Source organism: Pseudoalteromonas sp. Angola-30, assembly GCF_028599215.1.
Lineage (GTDB): Bacteria > Pseudomonadota > Gammaproteobacteria > Enterobacterales > Alteromonadaceae > Pseudoalteromonas > Pseudoalteromonas atlantica.
Window position 1 is genome coordinate 1 of sequence record NZ_JAQREI010000029.1, and the last position, 24,092, is coordinate 24,092.

The following is a 24,092-nucleotide window of genomic DNA, read 5'->3' on the forward strand; positions in this document are numbered from 1 at the left end:
TTACAGCTTACAGCTTACAGCTTACAGCTTACAGCTTACAGCTTACAGCTTACAGCTTACAGCTTACAGCTTACAGCTTACAGCTTACAGCTTACAGCTTACAGCTTACAGCTTACAGCTTACAGCTCAACCATCACTCGTAATCGTATCAATCAGCTCACCAAGCACCGCTTCGGCTTTGCTGGTTTCTACTTGGCAGGTACCGGCGTTTAAGTGGCCGCCACCGCCGTATTTAAGGCATAACTCGCCCACATTGGTGTTTGAGCTGCGGTTAGTGATTGATTTTCCTATGGCAAATACTACGTTTTGTTTTTTAAGGCCCCACATTTTGTGAATTGATATATTGCAGTCGGGGTACATGGCGTAAATAACAAAGCGGTTGGTGGCGTAAATAGTTTCTTCTTGAGTTAAATCTAGCACCACGAGGTTTTTATGCACGGTTGCGCATTGTGCTATTTGCTCTTTGGCCTTTTCGTTATGCTCGTTATAAAGCGCAACGCGTTCAGCTACGTCTTCCATTTTTAAAATGTCTTCGATGCTTTGATCTTTACAGGCATCAATTAGCTTCATCATTAATTGGTAGTTTGAAATTTTAAACTCGCGGAAGCGGCCAAGGCCTGTGCGTGCATCCATGATAAAGTTCATTAATACCCAGTCAGTTGGGTTGAGTATTTCGTCTTTTGAGAACTGTGCTGCATCGCCTTTATCTACGGCTTCCATCATGTCTGTGCTGATGTTTGGAAATTTTTCTGCGCCGCCATAATAATCATAAACAACGCGTGCAGCAGAAGGAGCTTTAGGGTCAATTACATGGTTTTTAATATCGCTTGCGTTACGTACGGTTTCGCTTAAGTGATGGTCAAATGCAATGTGACAGCCAGCAACGTAGGGTAGGTTAGTTGTAATGTCGTTTGCAGTTATGTCTATTTTGCCATCTTGCATGTCTTTTGGGTGTACAAATAAAATGTCATCAATTAGGTCTAAGTCTTTGAGCAGTACGGCACATACTAAGCCGTCGAAATCGCTGCGGGTGACTAGTCTAAATTTATTATTGGGCATAGCTTTTCCATCTTGTTGTGATTGAGTAATCAAATAAGTGTAACAGCTAAAATAATTTTTGAGAGGTTATAGCAATCGAATTAAAAATTTAGTCATTCTAACGTGCTAAATAAAGCGTAAACGGCGTTATAAATTTTTAAGTAGAACAAATGCTTATCGAAAATTAGGCCTTTGTATGTACTCTGTTTATCTGTTGCTATCAATACCTCATAATTTAATACAATGGGTATTAGCGTTAAAAAAGCGCATAAAAAAGCCAAAACGACTGTTTTGGCTTTTTGTTAGCAAGTATGTATTTGTTTTATTGCTGTATAAAAGTTAAGCGCCTGGTCCGCATTCCATACAGCTGTTAATAATATCTGGGCCAAATTTAAGTCTGGCATTTAAATCGCGTAGGGCAGTGCGTAAACCTTCTTCAATTACTGGGTGGTAAAATGGCATATCCAGCATTTCTGGTACGGTCATTTTGTTTTGCACAGCCCATGCTAATAAATGAGCAAGGTGTTCGGCTTGTGGGCCAATAAATTCTGCACCTAAAAATAAGCCTGTGCCTTGCTCTGCGTAAACGCGCATGTGGCCTTTATTTTTAAGCATTACTCGGCTACGGCCTTGGTTTTCAAAGCTCACTTCGCCTACTTCAAAGCAACCACATTCACCTAGGCGGTCTGTAATTTGTTTATAGCTGTCGCCTACTATTGCTATTTGTGGGTCGCTAAACACTGCGGCTATTTTAGCGCGGCGAAGGCCAATGCGTACATCGGGGAAGCGCCCAGCATTTTGTCCGGCAATGGTGCCTTGATCAGATGCTTCGTGTAGCAGGGGGATCATATTGCTGGCATCGCCCGCTATAAATATATTAGAGTTACCACATTGCATTGTGTGCGGGTCGGCGTGTGGCACACCGCGCTCATCAAGCTCTATGCCGGTATTCTCTAAACCTAGCTTGTCTACGTTGGGTACTCGGCCTGTGGCTGCAAGTACGTAGTCAAATTGCTCGGTGTGTTTAGCACCGTCTTTATCGGTGTAAGTAAGCTGGGCTTTATCGCCAACTTGCATCATGTCAGATACGTTTGAGTCGGTATCTACAAAAAATTCTTCAGCAAAAACAGTGTTTGCATAGTCTTTAATTACTGGGTCGGTAAGTGGGCCAATTGCGCCGCCAACACCAAATAATTTTACGTTTACGCCCAAGCGACTAAGTGCTTGGCCAATTTCTAGGCCTATTACGCCTGGGCCAAATACAGCCACTGACTCTGGTAGGTCGTCCCAGTCAAATACATCATCGTTTATAATAAGTTTGTCACCAAAGTTATTAAACACGCCTGGGTATGATGGGCGTGAACCGGTGGCAATTACAAAGCGTTTAGCAGTAATAATGATGTCATCGTCAATTTGTACGCGGTTGGCGTCTAAAAACTTGGCGTAGCCACGAATTTTATCTTCATCAGGAATGTCGTCTACGGCTTCTACTACGAATCCTGCAAAGCGGTCTCGTTCGCTTTTAACACGTGCCATAACTGCTTTGCCGTCTATTCGTGGCTTTGAGCTATGTACACCAAATGCAGGTGCCATTTCAATTGAATGCGCGGCTTCGGCTGCGGCAATAAGTAATTTACTTGGCATACAACCAACGCGTGCACAGGTAGTACCGTACGGGCCTGATTCAATCATTAAAACGTTAGGGGTGAATTGTTTTGCGTTACGGTATGCGCTTAAGCCTGCAGTACCTGCACCTATAACAACAACATCGGTTTGTAATTCTTTCATAGTGGTATCCTTTATTATTTTCAATCTGAGCGATGAGATTGATATAGAGGGGCGCGTACGCCCCTGCTATTTTTTTACTTAATTAAGCAAAGTATTTTTCTAAATCGTCTGAGCCGCCAATGTGTTGTCCACCAATAAATATTTGTGGAACAGTGTCACGGCCAGAAATTGCTTTAAGGCTTGTTAATGTAGCGCCTGCACCCATAACAACTTCTTCAAATGCGTAGCCTTTTTCTGTTAGTAGCTCTTTTGCTTTTTTACAGAAAGGGCAACCAGGCTTAGAAAATACGGTTACTGGCTCTGGCTTAGTTTGTTTAGGGTTGATGTAGTCAAGCATTGTGTCTGCATCAGAAACTTCAAACGGGTCGCCTGGTAAATCTGGTTCGATAAACATTTTGTCGATAACGCCATCTTTAACTAGCATAGAGTATCTCCAGCTGCGCTTACCAAAGCCTAAATCGTTTTTATCTACTAACATGCCCATGCCGTCAGTGAATTCGCCGTTGCCATCAGGTAATAATGTGATGTTTTGCGCTTCTTGATGCTCTGCCCATGCGTTCATTACAAATGTATCGTTTACTGATACACATACAATTTCATCAACGCCATTTTGCTTAAGTACACCGGCTAACTCGTTGTAGCGTGGTAAGTGAGTTGATGAACAGGTTGGTGTAAATGCGCCCGGTAGTGAAAACACAACAACGGTTCTGCCTGTAAAAATTTCGTCTGTGGTTACTGATTTCCATTCGTCGTTTTGACGTGTTGCAAATGTAACGCTTGGGATTGTTTGACCTTCAATATTCTTTAACATAGTTTGTTCCTCTTGATTTGTTGGAGCCATTATGGCGAGAATTTAAATATAGTTCCAATCGTTTGTTTGTATTAAACTAATAGGTATAGCCTATCAGGTGGAGATGAATTTGAACTTAAAAGATTTAGAGTATGTAAAAGCAATAGCGCACCACAAGCATTTTCGCAAAGCGGCCGATGCCTGTTTTGTTAGCCAGCCTACACTAAGTGGGCAAGTAAAAAAGCTTGAGCAAGAGCTTAATGTTGTTTTATTTGACCGCTCAACTAAGCAAGTTACCTTAACAGCGCAAGGTGAACGTTTGTTGACACAAATAAACGTTATTTTAGAGCAAACAGAAATCTTAAAAGAGCTGGCGGCTACTTCGAACGGGCCGCTACAAGGTAAGCTAAGAATTGGTATTATTCCTACTATTGCGCCGTATTTACTCAGCGCTTTACTGACCTCTATGAAAGCGGCATTTAGCGAGAGCCATTTTTCGTTTATAGAAATGCAAACAGCGACTATGCTAGAGGCGCTTGATAACGGCGAGCTCGACTTTGCAATTTTGGCCGATGTTCCCGAGCTTAAAAACTACCATACGGTTAACGTGTACAAAGAAGACTTTATGGTTGCTGTTTCAACCGATAATCCGTTATCTAAGCGTAAAAAAGTAGCGCTAAGCGATTTACAAAGTTGTAGCCTATTAATGTTAAGTGATGGTCATTGCTTTAAAGATCAAGCCCAAAAGTTTTGTTTTGCTGCGGGAGTGGATGTGTCAAACCAATATCAGGGCAATAGTTTAGAGACTTTATTGGCGCTGGTGGCGATAGATGACGGGGTGACATTTGTGCCCAAGCTTGCGTGTACACAGCGTGTAGGGATTGATTATTTAGCTATTTTTCCTAATCAGCAACGTAATGTGGTACTTGCTTGCAGAAAACACTACCCGCGTTTAGCGGGCGTTGAGCAATTAGCCCAGTGGTTGGCAGAGCATCCAAATTTAAAGCGGGCGCTTATTTAGCGTTCTTGGCTTGCAACCTCTACCACATCGTTTATTTGTACCCCAGGCAAAGGCTTGTCGTTAAGGCTTACAGCAATGGCGCTTTGTTTATAAAGTTGCTCAACCACAATGGTGTTAAGCGTGGTAATGGTATGCGGCATAGTATTGCCTTGTGCATCGGTTAAGTAGTTATGGTGCGCAATGCTTAATAGTTGGCCTTTTTTAAGGCCATGATCTTTGCCTAGGTTTATCACCAATTTATTGTTTTCCATGTGCATTATTTTTCCTTTAGTAGGAAAACACGCCATAGCCGCTTGTATATCGTAACTGATCGTTTGATTTATATCGCTAATACTTTGCCCAAAAGGTGATTGCCAAAACCTATCACTATTTACATCAACTATGGCTGTTTTTTCAAATGGCCATACAGCTTGGGTATGATAGCTGTTTTGCCATAATTGTTCGTACGTGGTGCCATCAAACAACATAAACTCAATAGCGTAGCTGCGCTGGTAGGTTTCGTCTTGCCAAAAGGCGTAGTCGTTATTGAGTTTATCGCTTGGCGCTAAATTGGTTATTTGGCTTAATAAAACATATTGCGCGTTGCTTCTGGCTGAAAGCTCTTCTAGTTGTGCATTTGAGTAGTCGTGCTGCTGATTAAAGTAATTGTCTACATTAATTGCTTTATTGTAGTAAGCAACGGGCAGGGCGCTCATTTTTGTGCTTTGCAAAGCGCTAAATAACTTTTTACTAATGGCTTTATTTACGTCAAATATTTGACCCATTAAGGCATGCTCACGATGAACAAGCTGGCTTTGGGTTACAGCAACAAATTTATTAAAGTTACTTTGTGGGCATTGCTCTGTTTGGGCAAATACATCAAGCCTAAGCGTAATGGCAAATTGTTGATTTTGGCGTTGCTCGCTCACCAGCTCTATTTTTTGTATTTCGCCGTGGCTACTAATTTTTAGCTGATCTTGCGTTAGCACGCCATCTACCAAGGTTTGTACCGAGCTAACCCGGGCGCCAGAAAACACTAATGCTTGTGTAATTGCATCTTTAATCGCGGCCGATTTAGCACTGCTTATGTCGCCATTTTGTATTTGTGCATGGCCGGTAGATTCAAACCATTGTGCGTAAGTACTGGCAGAAAACGTTAATAATGCAGCGCTAGTAACACCTGCAAATAGTGATGATAAAAACGTGTTCATACTGGTACTCCACATAAAATTAGTTAATTACGCTTTAGCTAAGCAAGGACTGCACCAATATGAGGACTTTATAATAAATGGCATTAAACCTGCATTTATTTGCGCAATTACTTTAAAGGGTGCAAATAAATGCGTGCAATTATATTACTTACTTTAGCAAGCCTTAGCCTTGCCGGTTGCAGCAACGTGTTTGATAAACATGTTGAGTACAAATATGTAGAGCCAAATAATTATCCCATACTTAAAGCGGTTGGTTATGCACCTATTAGCTTGCAGCAAGGGGCTAATAAATCACAAAAGCAATTAATGGCAATTAAGGCCTCTAAGCTTGAGGCGTACCGTGAACTGACAGAGCAAGTTTATGGGCAAAAAATTACAGCAGGCACGTCTGTAGCAGGTGCTATTGCTCAAAACGATTACATGGAAAGTAAAGTGCAGGGCATAATTAAAGGTGCGCAAATTATTAAAACTTACTCAGTTGACGATGTATACGTTACCGAGCTTGAGCTAAACATGAAGCGCGTGCACGACTTATACATAGGTGAAATTAAGCCGCGTGAAGTTAAAAAAGTGACCTACTACTAAGTAACTGGCCAGTACTTTAAATAGTAAAGCTACATTAAGCTGCTATTTTAACGGCTGGTTTTAACGTTAAGCGCGTGGAGTATACTCGCATAGCAACACATAACTTTGCTATTTACGGGAGCGTTTTTCTGTAAATCTGGGGTTTGATATATCAGCTTTAAATACAACGATGATTCAATACGTTAGTTAATGTATTAAGTAAAGTTGAAATGACTGAGTTAAAATTTAAATCTAGTAAAAAAACACATACAAAATATCTCATCCTTTTATATTGAGTGCTATGCTGTTGTTACGAATAATATTTGAACAAGTAGTGTAGCGTTTGGTATATGTTTTTAATTTTTCTTTTTTTGGGCTATGAATGACACTTAGGCCCACTCTTTCCTCAAATAAGCTATTTTTTTGGTGCAAAAGCAATTTGCGCTATTTACTGCTATTTTTTTTACTTTCAAGCGGCGTGTTTGCGAGCCGTTTAACTATTCAATTTAATACCTTTATAGAATTAATGGGGCAAAAATATGGCCCTGCGCGAGTCACTGTGGCGCGTAATTGGCAAACTATGCTGGTGCGCACCCAAAATAAATCAGAACAACAACAAATTTTAATTGTTAACGACTTTTTTGCACGCAATCTTCGATACCAAACCGATATACAGCTTTGGAAGCAAAACGACTATTGGGCTACGCCATTAGAAACCCTTGGCCGTGGTTTAGGTGATTGTGAAGATTATGCCATTGCTAAATACATTAGTTTACGCGCCTTAGGCGTAAGCGACGACAAGCTTAGGCTTATATATGTAAAAGCTAAGCTTGCTGGTACAAACAAAACACAAGCACACATGGTATTAGGCTACTTTGCTACGCCTAATGCTCAGCCGCTTATTTTAGATAGTTTAATAACAAAAGTGTTACCTGCAGCAAAACGCGTTGATTTAAGCCCGGTATTTAGTTTTAACAGCCAAGGTTTATGGGCAAATAACTCGACTAAAAGTGTAGCCAGCCCGACAGCAAGGCTATCGCGTTGGCGTAAAATTTTGGAGCAGACATCACAAGAAGGGGTTATGTGGTAATGGCGTCATTTTCCTTATTTAAGTTTTTCAAAAAAAGAAAAATCACTCTTAGGCAAGAGCTGTGGATCACCTTGCTGGTGGTGATTTTTGTTGGCTTTATAAGTAGCGTGTTAATAAGTACTAACTCTGCTAGAAACTATTTTTCTACGCAGCTGTATTTAAAAAATGTTGATAATGCTAGCTCTTTGGCGCTGATGATTAGTCAGCTTGAAAAAGACCCTGTAGAGCTTGAGCTTTTAGTGTCGGCCACTTTTGATACCGGCCACTACAAACGTATAGAGCTGCAAGACCCAAATGGTGAGGTTATTGTAAAGCGTGTATTTACCGACACGTTAGAAAATACCGCACCAGCTTGGTTTAGAGCGGTATATGGGCTTAATGTACAGCCAGGTGTAGGGCAGGTTAACAACGGTTGGCAGCAATTTGGCACCTTATTTGTTGAAAGCCACAGCCAATATGCTGAGCAAGCATTGTGGGAAAGCGCCCTCAAATTGTTTTTTAGCTTTTTAGTGGTGGCCTTTTTTGCTTGTGCCATAAGTGCGTATTTATTACGTAGAATTTTAACGCCACTTGATGATGTGGTGTACCAAGCTAACGCCTTTGGCGATAAGCGTTTTATTAAATCAAAAGTGCCAAAAACCTTTGAGTTTGCACGCCTTGTGCAGTCGATGAATTTATTATCGACACGGTTTAGTCGCATTATAAAAGAAGATAATAAACGCTTAGAGGAGTTGCGTTTTAAAGCCCAGCACGATGAGCTAACAGGGCTTGCCAATCGAGAGTATTTTAGTGCCACATTAGAGGCTCATTTACAAAAAGTGAAAGATCATGCCCATGGTGCTTTGTTTTTATTTAGGGTGGTTAATTTAGATAAAATAAGTGAATCGATTAGCCGTGTAGAAATGGTTAACTTTTTACGCCGTTTTTCTCAGGTGTTAACACAGTTTTTAGAGTCGAATCAGGCGCACTTTTCTGAAAACTATATTGCGCGTATATCACATACCGACTTTACTGTGTTGTTTAGCGATACTGATGATATTCAAGCGCTTAGCGAGCAAATAACCGCATTGCATAAATCGATTGTTGATGAATACAAAAATATTGATTTGGCCATTGTACACAGTTGTACCTACATTGAGAAAAACGACACCCGATTTGATTTATTACGCCGTGTAGATGGTTTATTAAAAACAGCAGGTAACAAACCTGGGGTGCAAGCAAAAGTCATTGATAATAAACAAAAGAGTGAAATTTTTGATGACTCAACTGGCTGGCAAAAGGCTATTGAGGATGCACTTGAGCAAAAAACTATACAGTTAAATTGTTTAGAGGTTATGGGTTTTAACGACACCTTGTTGCAGCATCAGCTTAGTTTAAGTTTAGAATTTGGCGGCCAACATTATAAATCCAGCTACTACTATCAATGGGCTAATCGCTTAAACCTATTAGCGCGTTTGGATTGGAGTTTAATCAAGCAAATTGTTAAACAGTACGGTGAAGCGCCGCCAAATGAATTGATTGCTGTAGAGCTTTCGGCGCAAACATTAATGGATGATACCGCGCTTGCCTCGGTATTAACCTATGTATCTGCCTTTCCTGATTTGGCAAAAAATATATGTTTTGATATACGCGAAAACATTGTCGTAAACGAAAAGGATATATTTAAGGAATTTTGTGAGCAGGTGCGTTGTATGGGCGCTAAAGTGGCACTTAAACGTGTGGGGCCTGAATTTACTAAGATTAAGAATATTCAAGAATTTGGCTTAGAAATGCTTAAAATAGATAGCATTTATGCACATAACATTAGTTACAGCCAAGACAATCAAACCTTCTTACGCGGTGTTTGCACATTAGCGCACTCTATTGGTATTAAAGTGGTCGCACAGGGCGTAACAAGCCAAGACGATATAGATACACTGGTTAACCTTGGTTTTGATGGGGTAATTAAAGAGTCGTAAAGCGACTCTTTAATTAAAAGGGGAGCGGTTTAATAATGGCGGCGAATAGGTAAATGCAATTCAGTATTTAACCTATAAGCCGTTGTTTATTAAGTTTAACTATAACTGACGAAGGTTTTGTTATTCTAGCCTAGGTTAGTTACCTTTAACTGCTAACATAAGTTGTATACGGTCGCGCACTTTTAACTTAGTGAAAATTGAGCTCATGTGCTCTTTAATTGTCCGCTCTGTAATATTAAGTGACTCAGCGGCTTGTTTATTGGTTGCCCCTGTTATAACTATATCAACAACTTGGCGTTCGCGTTTAGTTAAGCTTTGAATATCGCAGGCTTGGGTGTAATTTATTTGCTGCTGGCTTAGTGCCCCAACAATATTAGATAGCAATTGCCCAGGTAACCACAGGCCGCCTGAGCAAATAGTCTCAAGCACTTGTTGTAATATTACTTTAGATGCAAGTGCTTCTACATAGCCTCTTGCGCCCGCTTGCAGGGCTGCTCTAAGTTCCTCTATTTCTAGATTTGTGGTCATTACAATAACTGGCAAGCGTTTTTGGGCATATTTTTTTACCAGTTCAAGCCATCCCGAAGTGCCCGCTAGAACCCATATAATACTTGATGCATTAATTTGTTTTGGTTCTTTGGTGCATATTACACAACCTGCAAACGCACTTCGCCAGTGGCTCGATTCAAGTTCGGGTTGTGTAATAAATATACTTTGACGCATTAATTTACTCCAATAAATTCAGTTTAGCGTTCTGTCATTGCTTGCGATGTAGCTCTGAGTACGGGTTTAAGTAAATATTCCAAGACGGTTTTTTTACCAGTAATAATATCCACTTGTGTGGTCATTCCTGGAATTATAGTCAACTCTTCTGAAAAGTTATTTTTAGTGGTTTTTAATTGCACTAAATAAAAAGTATTTTCTCTGTCGTCGGTAATTGTATCTGCACTTATATGCAGTACCTCGGCTTCTAGTCCGCCGTATACCGCAAAATCATAGGCGCTAAATTTAATCATGGCGGGCTGCCCTGGCCGTAAAAAGGCAATATCTTTCGGCGGTATTTTTGCCTCAACAATAAGTTGATCGTCTAAAGGGACTATTTCTAAAACATCACTGCCGGGTTGTAAAATGCCGCCTACGGTATTAACCAATAAACGTTGTACCGTGCCTTTAACCGGTGATTTGATCTCAGTTTGGGCCACTTTGTCGGCAAGCCCTGATTCGGTCTCTTTTATCGACTCTAAACGCAGCAATGCCTCCGAAAGCTCGTTGTTCCAGCGGTTGATCATCGCAAGTTCGACTTCTGTTACTTTGTTTTTAGCTTCGTTGATAGCCGATAAACTGCGGTTAATAACGGCTTTAGTGCGGTTTATTTCGCCGTTTAAATCAACTATTTCACGCTCTAACCTAATGATGTCTATATCAGATACAGCACCGGTTCTTAACAGTGGGCGTGTTACTTGCAGCTCACGATTACTTAGCCTTAGAGCGCTTGTGTGTTGTTGCAAAGCGGCTTTTGCTTCAATGTGATCTTGTCTGCGTTGCTCTAGCTGGCGTTTATGAATTGCCACTTGCTGCTCTAATTCTTGGCGATTACTTAAATATATTGAGCGCTCATGAGCGACCGCCTCGGGTACTTGCTTAACAAGCTCATCAGGAAAAACGAGATCTTCTTTTCTGGTAAGGGCTTGTAACCTGGCTACTTTTGCAGTGAGTGATTGCACTTTAGATTGGTTTTCTCTAAAGCTTGAAATAAACCGAGTAGGGTCGATTTTTATTAATACGTCACCTTCTTCAACAATTTGCCCTTCACGAATATTTATTTTTTCTACCATACCGCCATCGTAAGATTGCACTAACTGTAATTTATTTGATGGGATAACGCGTCCTTCACCACGGGCTACCTCATCGAGTGGCGCAAAGCCTGCCCAAATTGTAAGCAAAATAAATGCAATGCAAATAAGGTATAACAAAAAACGTGCGCTGGCAGGCTCTTGCTGCATTTTTTCCCACTGCGCATCGACTACCCAATCTTGTGATTCAGGAGGCGAAAGCCAGCCTTTAAATAAGCGATTAAAGATTGAAGGCTTACCTTTTTTACGTGCTTCTATCGCTTTACTTACCGATTCAAAAGAGCGCTGCTCTAGTGGCTTTTTATTGTCACTCATGATGCTTGCTCCACTGTTTGGTTATTCAGTGCGGCAATTACTTTTTGTTTAGGCCCATCGGCAACTATTTTTCCGTTATCGAGCACGATGATGCGATCAACCAACGAAAGTAAAGATGAGCGGTGAGTAACTACAATTAAAGTTTTGTCTTGGGTGGCGATTTTTAAATTTTGAATAATTTTATTTTCACTATTGTGATCAAGCGATGAGGTAGGCTCATCTAACAGCATAATAGGGGGGTCGTTTATTAATGCGCGCGCTATACCAACCGCTTGTTTTTGGCCGCCAGATAGCAGGCGACCTTGCTCACCAACTTGTAGGTCAAACCCATCGGGGTGAGAGTTGATTAACTCGAATAACTGGCTTTTTTCGCATGCGCTAATTATTTGCTCATCTTTAGCATGCCATGCGCTAATAGTGAGGTTGTCTTTTAAACTACCAAAAAACAACGCTATATTTTGTGGTACGTACCCTATGTTATGACGAAGTTCTGCGGGGTCTATTTGTTGTATATTGTTGTTATCGACCACTACGGAGCCTGCGGTTGGGTCATAAAGGCCTAAAATAAGTTTTTCGAGGGTGCTTTTACCCGAACCATTGCGCCCCAAAATAGCCACTTTTTCGCCCGCTTTTATTTTAAAACTAATATTACTAAGCGCATCGGCCGCATCGTCTTCATACTTAAAGCATACGTCTTTAAATTCTATTTCGCCGTTTAATACGGGGTGGCTTAACCAATGTTTATTTGGCGGGCGCTCAACGTCTTTTTCCATTATTTCGTTAAGCGATTGCATAGCAATAGCGGCATGATGATATTGCGCAAGTACGGCGGCGCATTGCCCAAGCGGCCCCATTGCACGTGATGAAAGTAAGTAAGCGGCTATTAATCCCCCTTGCGTGAGCTCGCCTTCAATAACTAAATGAACACCGATGATCATAATGATCACGCCAACACATTGTTGTATCCACGCTGCGCTATTAGAGATTGAGCTTGAGATTAAGCGACTTTGCGCATTAACCTGAGCAATATAAATAGTTGATTTTTCCCATGTTGATTGGGTTTTGCATTCGCTGTGAAAACTTTTTACATCTTCAATGTTGGTTAAGCTTTCTACAAGTATGGAGTTGCGCATTGAGCTTGCTTTCATGGTTTGCTCTGACAGCGCTTCAAGTTTTCTGTGGGCTGCTATGCCATAACTTAAAAGTATTAGGGCACCTGCGATAATGGGTAGGCTTAGCGGTACACCTATTATTGCAATAACAATTAGGTATATAGCAACAAAGGGTAAATCAACCAGCGCAACCAAGGTTATTGAACTAAAAAAGTTACGTACGGCTTCAAACGATTGTATGTTACTAGCAAATGACCCCGCTGATGAGGGCCTATTTTTAAGCTTCATACCAAGTACGCGCTCCATAATAACCGCAGACACTTTTACATCTATCCGACTTGCCGCAAGCTCTACAAAGTAGCTGCGTACTAAGCGCAGTACAAAGTCGGCGGTCAGTGCTATTAAAATACCGATGGCTAAAACCCAGAGGGTTTCTGTTGCATGGTTAGGAACTACGCGGTCATATACATTCATTACAAATAAAGGCATGGCAACAGACAAAACGCCTAATGCAATGGCGGAGATTATGACGTCTTTGTACAGTGCGCGGCATTCTTTTATTACGCCCCAAAACCAGCCGTCTTTAGAGAGCTTTTCAAGCACCGGGGAGCGCTCATCAAACATAAACTCTGGATGAGCATAAATAATTAAACCTGTTGATTTTTCAATTAACTGTTTTAGGTCTTCTTCTACAACAGACTCGGTTAGCTCGGGGTAAGTAACTTGCGCTGTTTGTTTTTGGTTATCAATAGCGGTTACCACGCACGCTTGGTTATTATTTAAAATAATAATGGCGGGTAATAAAGCAGTATTAATTTGATTAAGAGGCTTATTTACAACTTTTGATTTAAAGCCCACACGTTTTGCAGCACGTGCAAACCCTGAAGGCGTTAAGTTTCCATCTGTTAGTGGGAGGCCATTTAATAAGGCCTCCCTTGAAAAATCTTTATCATGAAAGCGGCACAATACTGCAAGGCAATCTACCAGTGCGCCGCCATGATCAAGTACATCATTTAATTCCATATACCATCCAATGTTATGTAAAACATTTTAAATTTATTTGTTTTAAGCACCTCTTAACTATCGGTAATAACCGCCTCAATACGGCGGTTTGCCGCATTAGCACGTACCGAAATTTCATTAACGCGTGGCTGATCAATACCATAACCAAATGATTGAACACGATTAGGCGCTATACCAAATTGCTCAATAAGTAATTGTGCTACGGCAAAGGCGCGTTGCTCTGAAAGTTTACGGTTGTATTTTCTATCGCCATCTAATGAGGCGTGACCTTGGATCTCTACCTTTTTGTCAGGGTTATTTTTTAAAAACTCCGCGAGCTTTTCTACCTCTTGCAAGTACTCAGGGCGCACTTGGCTTGAGTCGGCTGAAAAGGGAATGCCTATTTCAACTGAGTCGGTCGCTTGGTCATATAAAGTACACCCAGATAGGTCTACATTTGTTCCCGCTGGCGTGCTTGGGCAGGTGTCTTGCTCGTTAGGTACGCCGTCGTTATCGTCATCAGCAAAACTCGATGCGCTAGGGGTTTCTGGTGGCATTTCTAAATACCTAGGCATTGCTGTAACACTCATGTAGGCGTTATCTTGCTTGGCTTTTTTTTGTAAAAAAGCTTTGCGCTTAAAGGTGGCAGCTACATCGTAACTTGGGCATATATTTTGTGCGTTATGCACGATTGGGTCATCTGTTAACTCTGTTAATGTTGGGTACTTGTCAGACATAACATTTAGAGCTGGCAATAGTTTACCCATTTCGTTAAGCATAGTTAAAATGGCTGTTTGTCTATCGTATTGAGCAACAATGTACGAGCGGTTAGATTGAAATGCTTCGTTTTCAGCGTCAAGTACATCAAGCAAGGTGCGTTGGCCAATATCAAATTGGTCTCGGTAGGCTATTTTTACTCTGTTTGACGAGTTTTTATAGCTTTCAAGCGTGGGTAGCTTTTGCTCTATATTGTTCACATTATGATAGGCAATTTGTAGGCTTTGACGAATATCAACACAAGCTTGATCGCGTTGATACTTGGCAATATTTACATCTTGGTATGCTTGTTCAAGGTTGGCGCTATCTAGGCCCCCGTTGTACAGGTTATAGGTTATGTCTATACCTACCCGTGCTTCGGTTCTTGTTTCGTTTAAACCTAGCTCGTCTCTGTCTTGTGTGCCGTAACGGGCAGATAAGTCTACGTTTGGATGAAACGCTGCCTTTTGTGCCTGAGCATTGGCTTCTTGCGCCTCTATATTATAAAGCGATGCGTAAAAAGCAGGGCTGTTTTTATAGGCTATATCAAGCGCTTGGTTAATAGAAATGGGCACGTTTTGCTCATCTAATTTGGCTTGTTTTATATCATTAACGGGTAGCTCGCCAACAACTCTTAAATAACGCGCGGTTACATCGTGCAGGTTAGCGTACTCGGTTAGCACATTAGATTGCGCTAGCGATAAGCGCCCGCTAATTTGCTCTAGATCTGCTGCTCGGGCAACACCGGCTCCTACACTTTGTTCAATTTGTTGGTATACAGACTCGTGTTCTTGCAGGTTTTCTTCAGCGAGTGTCACAAGTTCTTTAAATTTTTGCACATCTAAAAATGCAATAGATGCATCTAATGCAGTTTGCTCTGTTTGTGAGAGTAATTCAAAATACCGAATGAGCTGAATACGCTCAAACCTTTCAACAGTGTTAGATGTTCTAAACCCGTCGTAAAGCATTTGAGTAACACTAAGCTCTGCAGTGTTGCGGTTGTATTCGTCTTCAATACCGTAGTTTCGGCGCTCATAACCTGCGCTGGCAGATACATCAACGCTAGGTAAGTAGCCTGAGCGGGCTGCATCTACGCCATAAATTGAGGATTTAAATGTATGCCATGCTTGTTGTACCTCTGGATTATTTTCAATTGCTTTACTGGTAACGTAATTAAGTGGCGCCACAGAGCTGTTATCGGCGTGTACTGCATTACTAGCGCCAAGTGCACTTAACGCAAAACCTATTAGCAGCTTTCCTTTTTGCTTTAGTAAAGTATTTTTTGTAATCATTTCTTCCTCTTAGGGGTTACTTGGGCTATCAATACCTACCATATGGTTTAGTCAATAAATGCATATTTCGCAAATAATCGTTTTGGCTAGCATAAAATTTATTATCTACCACTTTTTTATTTTTACTGTTTTTCTAAAAACTGTACTTGAGTACAGTATCTAATGCGTTTTGCTGTTCTACATTTTAATTAATAGTTTTTAATTCTTATGTTTGAGGTAAGTAAAATGGAATCTAATCAATTATTAGTAATTGACTTAAAAGGATCTGCTGGTGTTGTTTTAGAAGATGGCACAATTAAGCCACTTGAAGTTGGCGATACTATTACTGTGGGCGATTTAGTGGTTACCGCCGATAATTCATCGCTAACAATTGATGTGCAAGGAGAAACACTGTCGATTCCTGCTAATCAAAACGTAAAGATCACCCCTGATTTATTAGCACAAGAAACCCGCGATAGCAGCGAAACCACCGTGTTTGACGAAAGCCTAGATGCGGCCATTGCAAGCTTAGAACAAACTGATAATAACGATGGCCAAACGGCGGCTAATTCTGATGTTACTGACTTTTTAGATGCCTTAGAGGGCGATGGTGATATTTTAGATAATTTAGAAGCAACAGCCGCAGGTGGTGCTGGTGGTGCGGGCTCTGGTGGAGGAAGCTCATTTGTTCAGCTTACACGTATTGCGGAGGGGGTTAACCCTAATAGCGTTGCATTTGATTCAAGCTTTGATCCTGATTCTACAGAAGCGCTAAATATTCGCGACACCTCTGATGGGGTAGTTCCTGATGATGGCACCGCGTCTATATCATTAAATGAGGTAGGTTTAACTAATTCATCTCAACCAACAATTAGTGGTACAAGTGAAAACTTAGTGGGTGAAACAGTAAATATTACTGTGACAGATGAAAATGGTAACTCTCAAGTAGTAAGCGCGGTTATTGGCCCAGATGGCACGTTTGAAATTACATTGCCTAACCCGATAGCCGATGGACCCGTGAGCGTAGTTGTAGAAGCCACCGATCCAGATGGTAATGCGTTTAACGATGCTATTTCTATTGAAATAGATACCACCGCGCCAGTAATTAATATTGACCCTGTTGCAGACTCTGCATCTCAAACAGTAACGGTTACGGGTTCGGTAGCGGGTTTGAATACTGGCGACAACGTCTCTGTAACTCTTACCGATAGCACAGGCACACAACAAACAATTGTTACACAAGTTGATGCACAAGGTAATTGGAGTATTACCACTACATCGCCTTTAGCAGAAGGGGAGTTTAATGTTAACGCAGTAGCAGTTGATGCCGCTGGTAACCAAGCAATTGACCAAGCAGTTGCGAGTATTGATTTAACCGCTCCAGAAATTACAGTTACAGTAGCGGGTGAAACTAATAATGCTACGCCACCATTAACTGGTACTACAACCGGTGTGCCACAAGGTACTGAAGTAACAATCACAGTAACCGACAGTGCAGGCGAAGTGCAGCTTTTAACAGCCATTACCGGTGAAGATGGTAGTTGGGCTGTTGATGTGGGTGTGGCACTACCAGAAGGTGATTTTACTGTTGATGCGCAGGTGAGTGATAGCGTAGGCAACCAAGCACTTGCAAGTGATGCTGGAGTTATTGACTTAACGGCGCCAATTGTAGAAATTAATGCGATTGCCGATACGCAAGATACAACCCCAATTATTACTGGCTCTGCGCAAGATGTGCCAGCAGGCTCGGTAATTACCGTGGTTATTACCGATATTAATGGGCAAGTTCAAACGCTGTTAACGCAAACAGATGATGATGGCAGCTGGTCTGTAAGTGTTTCTACCCCTTTAGCACAAGGTGAGTTTGAAGTTAATGCAACTGTGACCGACACTGCAGGTAATGAAGCACAAGCTGTAGAGCAAGGGTTAGTTGATTTAACTAGCCCTGAGATAACGGTTACGGCCATTGCAGACACTAATGACACAACCCCTACTTTTGTAGGCCGTGTTGAAGGGGCACCAGAGGGCTCTGTAATTACTGTTTTAGTAACCGATAGCGACGGTAATATACAAACCTTAACAACGACACTTGAGGCTGATGGCACGTGGAGTGTTGAATCGCCCAACGCTATTCCTGGCGGAGAGTTTAGTGTTACCGCGACAGTGAGTGACCCTGCGGGTAACGAAGCGTCCGCGCAAACAAGTGGTGAAGTTACATTTGCCCCTATTTCTATTCAAATTGACTCTATTGCAGATACAAACGATACCACGCCATTTTTAAGTGGTAATACCGGTAACGTGCCTGCTGGTACCACTATAACCTTAACTATTACCGCAAGTGATGGCAGTACTTTTAATCTTTTAGCGGTCACTCAAGAAGATGGTTCTTGGAGCGCTCAAGTTACAGAGCCTCTGCCTGAAGGTGATTTTACCGTAGTTGCAGCCGTTATAGACGATGCGGGTAATGAGGCACAAGCAAGTACGGTCGGTAATGTAGATTTAACCGTAAGTATTAATTTTATTATTGATACTAATGATACCACTCCAACAATTAGTGGTACTACGCAAGATGTTGACGCAGGTGCGGTTGTTATTGTTACCTTTACAGGCAGCGATGGCGCCACAGAAACTGTGCAAGTAACCACAAATGCTGATGGTTCGTGGTCAATCGAAGCAACCGATGAGTTGGTAGAGGGTCAATTTACGGTGGTTGCAACCGTAACCGATGCTGCTGGCAATACAGCCTCTGCTACTGAAGTAGGGGAAATTGATTTAACTGATCCTGCAATTATTATTAACCCAATTACAGATACAAACGATACAACACCGAGTGTGACAGGTAGCGTAGTAGATGTACCTCAAGGTACTGAGGTTACCTTATTAATAACCGATAGTGACGGTAATCAACAAACTATTACAGCGATTACTAATGCCGATGGAAGCTATAGCGCCGATATACTTAATGAGCTTAGCGAAGGTGACTTTACAGTTACTGCAAGTGTAAGTGACGAAGCAGGCAATAGCAGTACAGCTACGGTTACTGGCACCATAGATTTAACCGCACCTAGCGTAACTATAGATAATATTGGTGATACAAACGATACAACGCCTACTATAAGCGGCTCTACTCAAGGTTTAGCAGCGGGTAGTGTGGTTACAGTGATTGTGACTGATAATGCTGGCGCTGAGCAACAATTTGTCACTGCTATAAATGGTGATGGCACATGGAGTATAGATGTCCCACAAGCATTAGCTGAGGGTGAGTTTAGTGTGGTGGCAAATGTAAGTGATAGTGCTGGCAATAGCGCGCAAGACTCACAAACTGGCACTATAGATTTAACCGCACCAACTATTAGTGTAAATGACTTTACTGACTCTAACGATTCAACACCTGTATTTAGTGGTACCACAACTGATGTAGAGCCAGGTAGCTTGATCACTGTATCAGTAACAGACTCTAATGGTGATTCGCAAACCTTAACGGCAGTTGTTGCAGAAGATGGTTCTTGGCAAGTAGGTGCAACGACTGCAATTGCTGAGGGGGAGTTTACAATAACGGCCACAGCCACTGATGCAGCTGGAAATGAAGCCTCAGCCACAACTACAGGCGTTATAGATACCGCAGCGCCTACAGTAATAATAGATCCGGTGGGTGATACAAACGACACCACACCCACTATTTCAGGGTCTGCCACGGGCGAGCCAGAGGGCACAGTTGTTACGATCACCGTGACGGATCAAGCGGGTAACCCACAAACCATTACTACCGAAGTGCAAGCCGATGGCACCTTTAGTGTGGATGTACCGAATGAGCTAAGTGAAGGTGAATTTACCGTTGAGGTATCGGTAACCGACAACGCGGGTAATGAAACTACAGCCACCACCACAGGTGAGGTTGATACCGCAGCGCCTACAGTAATAATAGATCCCGTGGGTGATACTAACGACACCACACCCACTATTTCGGGTACGGCAACGGGTGAGCCTGAGGGCACCGTTGTTACGATTACCGTGACGGATGAAGCGGGTAACCCACAAATCATTACTACCGAAGTGCAAGCCGATGGCACCTTTAGTGTAGATGTACCAAATGAGCTGAGTGAAGGTGAATTTACCGTTGAGGTATCGGTAACCGATAACGCAGGTAATGAAACTACAGCCACCACCACAGGTGAAATTGATACTACAGCGCCTACAGTAATAATTGACCCGGTGGGTGATACTAACGACACCACACCCACAATTTCGGGTACGGCAACGGGTGAGCCTGAGGGCACCGTTGTTACGATTACTGTGACGGATGAAGCGGGTAATCTGCAAACAATTACTACCGAAGTGCAAGCCGATGGCACCTTTAATGTGGATGTACCGAATGAGCTAAGTGAAGGTGAGTTTACCGTTGAGGTATCGGTAACCGATAACGCGGGTAATGAAACTACAGCCACCACCACAGGTGAGGTTGATACCGCAGCGCCTACAGTGTTAATTGACCCGGTGGGTGATACTAACGACACCACACCGACTATTTCGGGGTCTGCAACGGGCGAGCCAGAGGGCACAGTTGTTACTATTACTGTGACGGATGAAGCGGGTAACCCACAAACCATTACTACCGAAGTGCAAGCCGATGGCACCTTTAGTGTGGATGTACCTAATGAGCTAAGTGAAGGTGAATTTACCGTTGAAGTATCGGTAACCGATAACGCAGGTAATGAAACTACAGCAACGACCACAGGTGAGGTTGATACCGCAGCGCCCACAGTAATAATAGATCCCGTGGGTGATACAAACGACACCACACCCACTATTTCAGGGTCTGCAACGGGCGAGCCAGAAGGCACCGTTGTTACGATTACTGTGACGGATGAAGCGGGTAACCCACAAACCATTACTACCGAAGTGCAAGCCGATGGCACCTTTAGTGTGGATGTACCCAATGAGCTAAGTGAAGGTGAATTTACCGTTGAGGTATCGGTAACCGATAACGCTGGTAATGAAACCACGGCCACTACCACAGGTGAGGTTGATACAACAGCGCCGGTTGTGACAATAAATGCGCTAGGTGATACAAGTGATACTACACCAACTCTATCAGGTACGGTAAGCGGGGAACCTACAGGCTCAACTGTTACTTTAACTGTAACGGACGCAAATGGTGCAGTGCAAACGATCACTGCACAAGTCATTGCAGATGGAAGTTGGACAGTTGAAGTACCCGTAGCTTTAGCTGAAGGTAGCTATACTGTTGATGCTATTGTTAGCGATAACGCTGGCAATGAAGGTACTGCAAGCGCCTCTGGTACTATTGATACAAGTGCGTTAACTATCACTATTGATGTGATTGGTGAAACCAACGATCAAACTCCACAAATAAGCGGTGATACATTTAATGCAGAAGTAGGTTCGTCTGTTGAAGTTCAGATCACAGACTCTACAGGTGCGACTATTACCTTAACTACGGTTGTTGATGCAAACGGACAGTGGAGTGTTACTCCGCCAGCCGATTTACCTGAGGGAAGTGTATCAATCAGTGCAACAGTAACTGATTTAGGCGGTGGTTCAGCCATAGCAGAACTTGATGCTGTAATTGATATTACGCCGCCAACCATACAAATTAACGATCTAGAAACTAGTAATGATACAACACCAATTATTGCTGGTAATACTACAGGCGTTGTATCTGGGACTGTAATAAGCTTGACTGTTACAGATTCGCAAGGAGTTGTTCGCTCGTTTAATACGACAACGGATGCACAAGGGAATTGGAGTGTAGAGCTTTCTCAAGAGTTGGCTTCAGGGGATTATACTGTACAGGCAGAGGTTTCTGATGCTGCAGGCAATAGTGCTTTAGATACAGCAACCGGTAATATTGATACTGCGGGGCCAAGTTTAACCGTTGATTTTGATTCTGTAACCAATGATACAACACCGACTATTTCAGGCACGAGTGATGCCGATGTAGGTACAACGATTACTGTAGTGATCACTGATGAAAACGGTGTTGAACAAACACTAACAACCACAGTAGATGCCAATGGAAATTGGCAAGTAACCCCTCAAACAGACTTGAATGAAGGTGATAACACCATCGAAGTGAGCGTGTCTGATGAAGCAGGAAACACAACAACAGTAACCGATACAATTACTTTAGATACACAAGCACCCACATTAACCATGCAAACCGTGGGTGATGTAAATGATTTAACACCGACATTACAAGGCACCAGTAATGAAATTGGCGGCACGGTAACACTCACCGTGACCGACAGTGATGGCGCTATGCAAATCATTACCACCACCGTTGGTACGGATGGGCATTGGGATATTGAAGTGCCCAGTGCGCTGGCACAAGGTGACTTTACTGTCAGCGCGAGTATTACTGATGCCGCAGGCAATGAGAGCACCGCCAACAGTAGTGGCAATGTAGATACCATTACCCCGGTTGTAACTGTGGATGCACTGGGGCTTGGTAACGACAGTACTCCACTTATTAGTGGTACTTCAACTGAGCCAGAAGGCACAGTTGTAAACATTGTAATCACCGACAGTAATGGCGATGAAACACCGCTCACCGCCACCGTGGATGTCAACGGCAACTGGCAAGCAATCAGTCCAGAATTACCTGATGGCAGCTACAGTGTACAAGCCAGCATTACGGATGCGGCGGGCAATACAGGAGGCGCTACGCAATCGGGCACCCTTGATAGCCTTGCACCGACTCTGACACTCGATACTGTGGGTGCCACCAACGACAGCACGCCAACCATTAGTGGTACCACGAATGCACCAGCCGGCACGGTAATTAGCATCAGTGTTAGCGATGGCATTACCACCGAAACTTTCACCGCCACAGTGCAAGCGAATGGCAGCTGGTCAGCGGATGTACCAAATGCACTGGTTGATGGTGAGCTGACCATTGAAGCCAGCGTGAGCGACAACGCCGGTAACACCACCACAGTTAGTGAAACAGCCACCCTGAACACCACCGCGCCAAGCATTAGCATTAATGCCTTGGTTGATACCAACGACACCACACCAACCATTAATGGGACAAGCGATGCAGCAGATGGCACCACCATTAGCCTAACGTTTGAAGATAGCGCGGGTAATATTACGACTGTTGATACCACCGTCACCGGTGGCGTATGGAGCGTTGATGCACCAACTGAATTAGCTGAAGGCGAATACACAGTGACCGCCGAGGTAGACGATGGTCTGGGTAATATCGGCAGCGCCACAGAAACCGGTATTATTGACACCACTATGCCAGCGATTGAAGTGAATGAGCTAGTTGTTACCAATGATACAACCCCAACGATCACCGGCACCGCGAATGCACCGCAAGGCAGCACCGTAACGGTTGAAATCACCGATAGTAATAATGTGACCCATACGGTTACAACGACCCTAGGAGCTAATGGCACGTGGAGTGTGGCTGCCTCACAAGTAGTTGCTGAAGGCAGTTATACCGTAAGTGCAAGCGTAAGCGATGCAGCGGGTAACACAGCGACCGCCACCGGTGCAGGGGAGGTTGATACCATTGCGCCAACGCTTGATTTAACCAGCCCAGGTTCAAGTAACGATGTTACACCGACCCTAAGCGGCACCAGTGATGCGGTTGAAGGCACCGTGATCACCTTTACGGTTATCGATGATTTAGGGGCCCAGCAAACCTTCACCACTACCGTGGATGCGAGCGGCAACTTCTCAGTAGAAGTACCGACGGCACTTGCAGAAGGGCCGTACAGCATTGAGGCCAGCATTAGCGATGATGCAGGTAACAGCACTGATATCTCTGGCAGCGGTAACATCGATACCACCGCGCCAAGTGTGAGTGTGGATGCACCAGCGCTCACCAACGACAGCACGCCAACGGTTACGGGCACCAGTGATGCTCCTAACAGCACTGTTACGGTGACCTTTACCGATGCAGCCAATGCCGTACAAACGATTGATGTACAAACCGATGCGAATGGTAATTGGAGTGCCACCCCAGCGACTGATTTAGCCGAAGGGAGTTACAGTGTGAGTGCCAGCATTACCGATGCAGCAGGCAACACCGGCACAGGCAGTGATACGGGCGAAGTGGATGTTACTCCACCAATCCTTGCCTTTACGCCGACCTTCGAGCTTGGTTTATTGGTTACCCTCAGTGGTACATCTGACCTGCCAGCAGGCAGTGAAATCACCATCACCGAGCAACTTATTGGCGGGGGTGTGGGTGTAACTTACACCACCACAACCGATGCCAACGGTAATTGGTCTTTGGTGGGGCTTGATGTATCACTACTGGATGTAGGCTCTGTGATTGCCACAGCCACAGATGCAGCAGGGAACACACGCA

The 24,092-nt window shown here is 43.1% G+C and carries 13 protein-coding genes; 5 read left to right on the plus strand and 8 right to left on the minus strand.

Annotation, left to right across the window (positions count from 1 at the left end):
- Nucleotides 1-126: 126 nt before the first annotated feature.
- The 3 genes from PSH54_RS20195 to PSH54_RS20205 form a co-directional block, all read right to left on the minus strand.
- Nucleotides 127-1,059 carry an exopolyphosphatase gene (locus PSH54_RS20195; RefSeq protein ID WP_024033066.1) on the minus strand — a complete coding sequence of 311 codons (933 nt, stop codon included), beginning with the start codon at nt 1,057-1,059 and terminating at the stop codon, nt 127-129.
- 318 nt (nt 1,060-1,377) lie between these two features.
- Complete coding sequence (locus PSH54_RS20200) at nt 1,378-2,826, minus strand: dihydrolipoyl dehydrogenase (RefSeq protein ID WP_273606970.1); 1,449 nt, start codon at nt 2,824-2,826, stop codon at nt 1,378-1,380.
- 82 nt (nt 2,827-2,908) lie between these two features.
- Nucleotides 2,909-3,637: a glutathione peroxidase gene (locus PSH54_RS20205; protein WP_004589654.1), complete on the minus strand. Its 729-nt coding sequence runs from the start codon at nt 3,635-3,637 to the stop codon at nt 2,909-2,911.
- A gap of 109 nt (nt 3,638-3,746) precedes the next feature.
- On the opposite strand from PSH54_RS20205, the gene PSH54_RS20210 reads away from it, so the two are divergent.
- Nucleotides 3,747-4,637: a LysR substrate-binding domain-containing protein gene (locus tag PSH54_RS20210; protein ID WP_248450535.1), complete on the plus strand. Its 891-nt coding sequence runs from the start codon at nt 3,747-3,749 to the stop codon at nt 4,635-4,637.
- Here the strand turns inward: PSH54_RS20210 and PSH54_RS20215 are convergent.
- Nucleotides 4,634-5,827 (minus strand): flagellar assembly protein FlgT, encoded by a 1,194-nt coding sequence (locus tag PSH54_RS20215; RefSeq protein WP_273606971.1) that lies wholly within the window; start codon nt 5,825-5,827, stop codon nt 4,634-4,636. The genes PSH54_RS20210 and PSH54_RS20215 overlap by 4 nt on opposite strands.
- 129 nt (nt 5,828-5,956) lie before the next feature.
- Here PSH54_RS20215 and PSH54_RS20220 point away from each other — a divergent pair, with 129 nt between their 5' ends.
- From PSH54_RS20220 to PSH54_RS20230, 3 genes are all read left to right on the plus strand, one after another.
- Nucleotides 5,957-6,412, plus strand: a complete 456-nt coding sequence (locus tag PSH54_RS20220) for an LPP20 family lipoprotein (protein WP_029774509.1) — start codon at nt 5,957-5,959, stop codon at nt 6,410-6,412.
- A gap of 361 nt (nt 6,413-6,773) precedes the next feature.
- A complete protein-coding gene (locus PSH54_RS20225; protein ID WP_414704500.1) occupies nt 6,774-7,481 on the plus strand; it encodes a transglutaminase-like cysteine peptidase in 708 nt (235 codons plus the stop codon).
- Nucleotides 7,481-9,439 carry a bifunctional diguanylate cyclase/phosphodiesterase gene (locus PSH54_RS20230; RefSeq protein ID WP_029774508.1) on the plus strand — a complete coding sequence of 653 codons (1,959 nt, stop codon included), beginning with the start codon at nt 7,481-7,483 and terminating at the stop codon, nt 9,437-9,439. Before PSH54_RS20225 ends, PSH54_RS20230 begins: the two co-directional genes overlap by 1 nt.
- Before the next feature lie 135 nt (nt 9,440-9,574).
- Here PSH54_RS20230 and PSH54_RS20235 read toward each other — a convergent pair whose 3' ends face one another.
- Genes PSH54_RS20235 through PSH54_RS20250 form a run of 4 tightly spaced genes read right to left on the minus strand, consistent with a single transcriptional unit; the run spans nt 9,575 to nt 15,769 of the window.
- A complete protein-coding gene (locus PSH54_RS20235) occupies nt 9,575-10,162 on the minus strand; it encodes a LuxR C-terminal-related transcriptional regulator (protein WP_024033058.1) in 588 nt (195 codons plus the stop codon).
- 23 nt (nt 10,163-10,185) lie between these two features.
- A complete protein-coding gene (locus PSH54_RS20240; protein WP_055252885.1) occupies nt 10,186-11,607 on the minus strand; it encodes an HlyD family type I secretion periplasmic adaptor subunit in 1,422 nt (473 codons plus the stop codon).
- On the minus strand, nt 11,604-13,742 hold the full coding sequence (locus PSH54_RS20245; RefSeq protein ID WP_273606973.1) for a type I secretion system permease/ATPase: 2,139 nt from the start codon (nt 13,740-13,742) through the stop codon (nt 11,604-11,606). Before PSH54_RS20245 ends, PSH54_RS20240 begins: the two co-directional genes overlap by 4 nt.
- A 53-nt stretch (nt 13,743-13,795) precedes the next feature.
- Entirely contained in the window at nt 13,796-15,769 is a 1,974-nt protein-coding gene (locus PSH54_RS20250; protein WP_273606974.1) for a TolC family outer membrane protein, read from the minus strand.
- Between the two features lie 225 nt (nt 15,770-15,994).
- Here PSH54_RS20250 and PSH54_RS20255 point away from each other — a divergent pair.
- Nucleotides 15,995-24,092, plus strand: an 8,098-nt coding sequence (locus PSH54_RS20255) for an Ig-like domain-containing protein (RefSeq protein WP_273606975.1), incomplete at its 3' end; no start/stop codon positions are given.